The 6189-nt window shown below is 62.1% G+C and carries 7 protein-coding genes; all 7 read right to left on the bottom strand.

The genetic code is table 11. The annotated features are described in order from the left end of the window. The coding region (locus tag HP499_RS19410; RefSeq protein WP_172325793.1) for an RNA helicase at nucleotides 1-1913 on the bottom strand (1913 nt) is incomplete at its 3' end. 24 nt (nucleotides 1914-1937) lie between these two features. Beyond that, complete coding sequence (gene tatC / locus HP499_RS19405) at nucleotides 1938-2774, bottom strand: twin-arginine translocase subunit TatC (RefSeq protein WP_172325792.1); 837 nt, start codon at nucleotides 2772-2774, stop codon at nucleotides 1938-1940. A 6-nt stretch (nucleotides 2775-2780) separates the two neighbouring features. Next, on the bottom strand, nucleotides 2781-3050 hold the full coding sequence (tatA, locus tag HP499_RS19400) for a Sec-independent protein translocase subunit TatA (RefSeq protein ID WP_159699513.1): 270 nt from the start codon (nucleotides 3048-3050) through the stop codon (nucleotides 2781-2783). 36 nt (nucleotides 3051-3086) lie between these two features. Next, entirely contained in the window at nucleotides 3087-3437 is a 351-nt protein-coding gene (locus HP499_RS19395; protein WP_172325791.1) for a hypothetical protein, read from the bottom strand. A gap of 9 nt (nucleotides 3438-3446) precedes the next feature. Next, entirely contained in the window at nucleotides 3447-5459 is a 2013-nt protein-coding gene (locus HP499_RS19390) for a YafY family protein (protein WP_172325790.1), read from the bottom strand. Nucleotides 5460-5555: 96 nt separating this feature from the next. After that, a complete protein-coding gene (locus HP499_RS19385; protein WP_011774867.1) occupies nucleotides 5556-5951 on the bottom strand; it encodes an FKBP-type peptidyl-prolyl cis-trans isomerase in 396 nt (131 codons plus the stop codon). 82 nt (nucleotides 5952-6033) lie between these two features. Beyond that, a partial coding sequence (locus tag HP499_RS19380; protein ID WP_172325789.1) for an FKBP-type peptidyl-prolyl cis-trans isomerase occupies nucleotides 6034-6189 on the bottom strand: 156 nt, incomplete at its 5' end.

Below are 6189 nucleotides of genomic sequence, written 5' to 3'. Positions count from 1 at the left end.
CCGGGGATCAGACGGGCCAGGGAATCGGCTACATGGGACTTGCGGGCACGCTGATGGTCCCGGGCCGCAAAGTTCTCAGCGTCACTGAGTTCGCGCCGCAGTCTTGCATACTCCGTGAAGTCGCCCAGGTGGCACTGCATGGATTTCGCGTAGCCTGCCAACGACTCTTCGCGTCCCCGAACCTGCCGGGCCAGACCCACCACGGACCTGTCCGCCTGGAACTGCGCGAAGGAGGACTCCAGGATTTCGCGCGCCCGCACGCGACCGAACTGGGCAATGAGGTTGATGCTCATGTTGTAGGTGGGGCGGAAGCTGGAATTCAAGGGATACGTGCGCCGTGAGGCGAGTCCGGCTACAGCAGCGGGGTCTGTTCCCGGCTGCCACAGCACCACGGCATGGCCTTCGACGTCGATGCCCCGGCGTCCGGCCCTACCGGTCAGCTGGGTGTACTCCCCCGCCGTGATGTTGACGTGGGCTTCACCGTTGAATTTCTCCAGTTTCTCCAGCACCACGCAACGGGCGGGCATGTTCACGCCCAGTGCCAGGGTTTCAGTAGCGAAGACGGCCTTCACCAAGCCATCGGCGAAGAGTTTTTCCACCACTTCCTTGAACGTGGGCAACATGCCTGCGTGGTGGGCGGCAAAGCCCCTGACAAGGCCATCGCGCCATCCCCAGAATCCGAGGACATCGAGATCGTCCGCGGGAATTTCATGGCTGGCTTCGTCCACACGCTGGGCGATGATCTGCTGTTCATGTTCGGTGGTCAGCCACAGCCCGGAGGCTGCGCATTGGGCAACGGCTGCGTCACAGCCTGCCCGGGAGAAGATGAAGGTGATGGCGGGCAGGAGATCCTGGCGCCTGAGGCTCTCGATGACCTGTGGCCGGCTCGCCTTCCGAACCGGGCTGCGCTGCTCGGACTGCTGACGTTCGTCACGGTAGCGGTCCTGACGACGGCGGCTGCGTCCTCCGTGGCCAAAGCGGCCATTCATGTTCATGCGGCTCTCGGAACGGGCCATGGCCAGGAGATCGGGATTGACCTCGAATTCCGGTCCGGTGACTGCCTGATGGACCCTAGCCTCGGATGTACGCTTCGCATGGACCTTTCGGCGCTCTGCCGAGGCGGGCTCGGTGTCTACCTCGGCGGCCTCGGAGATATCCGGTACTTCTGTCTCCGGTGCACCGGGTGCCTGTGGAGCGATCTCATCAAAAGTGGTGTCGCCGGCAAAAAGATCAACTATTTCCCGGCCCACCATGACGTGCTGCCACAACGGGACCGGCCTGTGCTCGGAGACGATGACGTCGGTATCGCCCCGGACGGTGTCCAGCCAGGCGCCGAATTCTTCAGCATTGGAGACCGTGGCGCTCAAGGAGGCCACTTGTACTTCGCTGGGCAAGTGGATGATGACTTCTTCCCACACGGCGCCGCGGAAGCGGTCGGCCAGGTAATGAACCTCGTCCATCACCACGAAACCCAGGTCGCCCAAGGTTTCCGAATCCGCATAAAGCATGTTTCGCAGGACTTCGGTGGTCATGACCACCACCGGGGCATCGCCGTTGATGGTGGTGTCACCTGTCAACAAGCCCACGTTCCCGGCACCGTATTTCGAGGCCAGTTCCGAGAATTTTTGGTTGCTCAGCGCTTTGATGGGGGTGGTGTAGAACGCCTTGAGGCCGCGCTCCAGCGCGAGGTAGATGGCAAACTCACCCACGATCGTCTTGCCAGCGCCGGTGGGTGCTGCCACCAGGACGCCCCGTCCTTCCTGGAGTGATCGGCATGCCTCGCGTTGGAAGTCATCCAAGTCAAAATCCAGTGAACGGGCGAAGGCGCCCAGATAGGTTTTGGACTCAGCAGCCCGCTGCGCAGCAGCCTGGTAGCTCTCTGATGGTGACGGAGACCCGGAAATAGAGGACATGCATCAAGCCTAGTGGGCCACCGTCTAGAGATTCTCCAGATCCGTTGCCGGGGTTGCGATGTCTGCCGTGGCTTCAGTCTCAGCTGCCCGCTTGATGGCACGGCGCTCACGGCGTCGATCATTGAGTACGCAGACGCCGATCGCTGCAAAGAACAGGAGCAGCATAGGTGCTGCCAGGTAGAACATGCTCATGGCATCGGCGCCGGGTGCGGCCATCGCAGCGAACAAGCAGACCAGGAAGATGGTGATGCGCCAGCTCTTGATAAGTTGCTTGCCTTTGACGATCCCGGCCAGGTTGAGCCCAACAAGCACCACGGGCACCAGGAAGGCGATGCCGAAAGCCAGCAGGAGCCTCAGGACAAACGCGAGGTACACCTGGGCGGTGATGAAGTTCGAGGCACCCGAAGGGGTGAAATCGGTGAGGACGCGAACAGCGTTGGGCAGCACCAGCCAGGCAAGGAGCACACCTCCGATGAAGAGGGGTACGGCCGCTGCCACGAAAGCCAGCGCCAATCGCCGTTCCTTCTTGTGGAGCCCGGGCACAATGAAGGCCCAAAGTTGGTAGATCCATACCGGGCAGGCGAGGAGCACGCCGAGGAAGACCGAGACCTGGACCATGAGGTCGAACGAGCTGGCCACTCCATCAAAGTTCAGGGTGGCGGCGCGCCCTTCCTTCTCGTTGAGGTCCTTGATCGGTTTGATCAGGGCCTCCAGGAGTGGCTGGTAGACGATGAAGCCCACCACGGTGCCCAGGATGATGCCGATTGCAGCCTTGAAGAGCCGGTTCTTCAGCTCCTTGAGGTGGTCAAGGAGCGCCATCCGGGCTTCGGGGTTGGCCTTGCGCCCCTTCGTTTCTACCACTTCTCTTTAGACGCGGTTTGCGGGCGGAACGTCAGTCTCGCCGTTGTTCTTGGCCTTGGCGTCCGGGTGGCCTACTACCTTGCCCTCAACGGCGTCGGAAGCGTCTTGGGAATCCTTCGTTTCGGAAGAACCGTCCTTCTTCATTTCCCGGACTTCAGACTTGAAAATACGCATCGACTGTCCAATGCTGCGCGCCATGGACGGCAGCTTCGGCGCTGCGAAGAGCACCAGAGCCAGGACGATGATGATGATGAGATGCCAGCCTTCGAGCCTCATGTGGGGAGGTCCTTTCCTTTTGGATACATCCTACGTCTATCTGAATTCAATGTCGTGCAGGGATTGGGGTTGGCCCCGCTCTGCTTTGCGCTTGACGCGCTTCTGGCGACGAACTTCCTGGCGGAAGGCTTTGGCCGTCAGGTAATCATGACGCATCTGATCCGGTGAGGCAAAAATTGCGGACCCCGGCGCGGGGCGGTCTTCAGGCGTTTCAAGATCGGAGGTTTCGGCGCCGGGAGAAAGGTTGCTGAAACGTTTACCCGCGTCTGACAGTTCATGAACAGTTGACATGAATTTTCTGAACAGGCGATACCCCAGCGTCAGGTGCAACAGCAACGACAGGGCTATGAGTGCGATCCATAACAGGATCCAGAACCACCAAGGCATCTGAGTAGTCTAGCCAGCCGCGGCGTCGGACGAAGAGTCATACTGCTTCACGGCCGAGTCAAGCCATGCGCGGGTTGCGTCGCGGAGGGCCCCAGGATCAAGAATCCGTACCGCACCGCCGTGCTGGGAAACGAACATTGGCAGCCACTCCGCGGTGCCGAACCGCACCTCGGCGAGCAGTCCGCCGTCGGGCAGTCGGGCCGTTCGTTCGGCATAGTAGTCGTCCGCCAGCCCGGCGCCTTGCCTGGTCAGGTGCAACACCACCAGGACGTCGTCATCGCTGGGCGTAAACAAGCGGGCGGGGAAGTCCTGGTCCGCCGTGGCCACGCCCGAGGCAGGGCGCCCGTTCGGTTCGACGATTTCCACCCTGTCCAGGCGGAAGTTCCTGATCCCGGCCTTGCTGTGGCAATACGCCTCGAAGTACCAGGTGTTATCCAGCGAATAGAGCCTCAGCGGGTCTACGTCCCGTTCCGTCAGCTCATCCCTCTGCCGGGAAAGATACTTCAGGTGCAGCTGCCGGCCGTCCCTGATCGCCTGGGTGATGACGGCGAACGCCTGTGATTGTTCGGGCTCAACGGATTGCCCGGCTACTGCTCCGGCCAAACGCCCGGCTTTGCCTGCGGCACCGGTCAGTTTGATGGTGACGGACTCCAGCGCACTCCCGGGCTGGTCCTCGGACACGCCCGCCAGTGCCGGAAGGTCGCCCAGCATGGCTAAACCGGTCAGCAAGGCGGCGGCTTCATCCTCGCTGAAGCGCACCGGGCGGTTCAGGTCCAGGTGCTCGGAGATGTACACATGATCGTTTTCCCATTGAATATCCAAAAGGTCATCCGGGTATCCCTCGGGAAGGCCCGAGCAGATGAGGATCTTCAAATCATCAATAAGCGCTTTGCGGCTAATGCCGAAATGGTCTGCCACTTCCTGGATATGGAGACCCTGGTGATGGACCAGGAACGGAACCAGCTGCAGCATCCTGGCCAGTTGGTCCTCCGAGGTGCGCTTCCGGGCACGCTGCGCCCGTCCAGCCTCCGGGAACGCAACAGGGATGGCCGGCTTGGCGTCGAAGTCCAGCGCGCCTTGGAGGCGGCGGACGACGGCGGTACGCAGCTCAGCCGGGCCGTCCACCTTGACGTGGGGACCGTATGAGGCCAGTTCTTCGGCAAGCACCTCGGGATCGCGGAACTCCACCACGACGCGGTCACGGTCGGTACCCTCCGGGGCTGTCTCGACGGCTCTTTTTCGCAAGGCCAAAAGGCGGTCCTTGTCGACGGCGAGCGTGGCCCGCTGTACGGGCAGTTCATGGAGGGCGTCCAGCTCTGCCCGGGCGTTGAAACCGGAAGGGGGGTCGAAGCTGCACCCGGGCACCACGCTGACCGCAGTGGTCATCCGTGAAAGGCGGAACAGTCTTTTGGCTCCCCTCCCCCGGTCAAAGCCGACGAGGTACCACTGGCCAAAGCGGCTGCCCAGGCCCCATGGCTCAACCTCGCGGACTTCTTCACGCCCGGTGCTGACAGCGAGGTAGCCGAAACGGACCGGATGGTTTCCGTGCATGGCCGCCACGACGTCGTCGAAGGCTTGTCCTGCCGGCTTGATCCGGGGCTGGACGCCTGCGGGCAGGTCCACATCCGTCAAGCCTCCTGCAGCCTGCAGCTTACGCACGGCATTGGCTGCCGCAGTGCCAAGCGCGGCCCGTTCCCACAGCTGCGCGGCAAGCAGCAACACGGTGCACTCTGCAGGGGTGAGGGTGACATCAGGAAGCCGGTTGGAGTCCTTGCCAATCCGGTAGCGCGTTGAAGCAGGGTCATCGACGCCGAAATGGCGGGGGTCCGTGAGGGTCTCGATGTCAAAGCCGAATTGCTTCAAATCCACTTTGTCACGCTCGAACATACGCCCGAAGGCGACGTCATTCTCTGCGGAGTCATGGTAGACCTTCTCGCGCAGGACGGAGCGCGGGAGGCCCACCCGGGTATTGAGCAAAGCCAGGAGAAGGTTCAGGAGTCGTTCAGTGCGGGATGCGGACACGGTTGCTACGTTACTAAAGACCGGCGGGAAAGCAGCAAGGCGCGTCACCGACCGGGTAAACCCGGAAGGAAACGCGCCTTGCCTGGAGCGAGGGTCCTAGCGTACAGCCACGAGGTCCACAACGAAGATCAGGGCCTCGTTGGGCTTAATGGCTCCGCCGGCGCCACGTGAGCCGTAAGCGAGTTCGGAGGGAATTTCCAGGCGACGGCGGCCGCCGACCTTCATGCCCAGCAGGCCCTGGTCCCAGCCCTGGATGACCTGGCCGACGCCAACGCGGAAGTCCAACGGGGCGCCCCGGCCCCAGGATGCGTCGAATTCTTCACCCGTGGACCAAGCGACGCCAACATAGTGCGTGGAGACGGTGTCTCCGGCTTTTGCTTCGGTGCCGGTGCCCTCGATGAGGTCCGTGATGACGAGGTCCGTGGGGACGTCGCCCTCCGGGAAGTCGATTTCGGGCTTGGTGCGGTCAAAGTCACGCTGACCAAATGACATGGTTGCTCCTTGGTGTGATGGACGGTTTGGTGTCAGGAACCAGCCTAAGCCAGTGCCTGCAGGTGTTGTCGACGTTTGTTGGTTACTTGACGCCGAGGATGTCGACGACGAATACGAGGTCACCCTTGGCTTTACCCTGGCCGGCTTCACCGTAGGCCAGGTCCTGAGGGATGACCAGCAGGACGCGCGAGCCAACAGTCTTGCCTTCCAGGCCCTGGGTCCAGCCCTTGATGACTCC

Source organism: Paenarthrobacter sp. CM16 (genome assembly GCF_013179505.1).
Lineage (GTDB): Bacteria > Actinomycetota > Actinomycetes > Actinomycetales > Micrococcaceae > Arthrobacter.
This window is presented reverse-complemented; position numbering and strand designations above follow the sequence as displayed.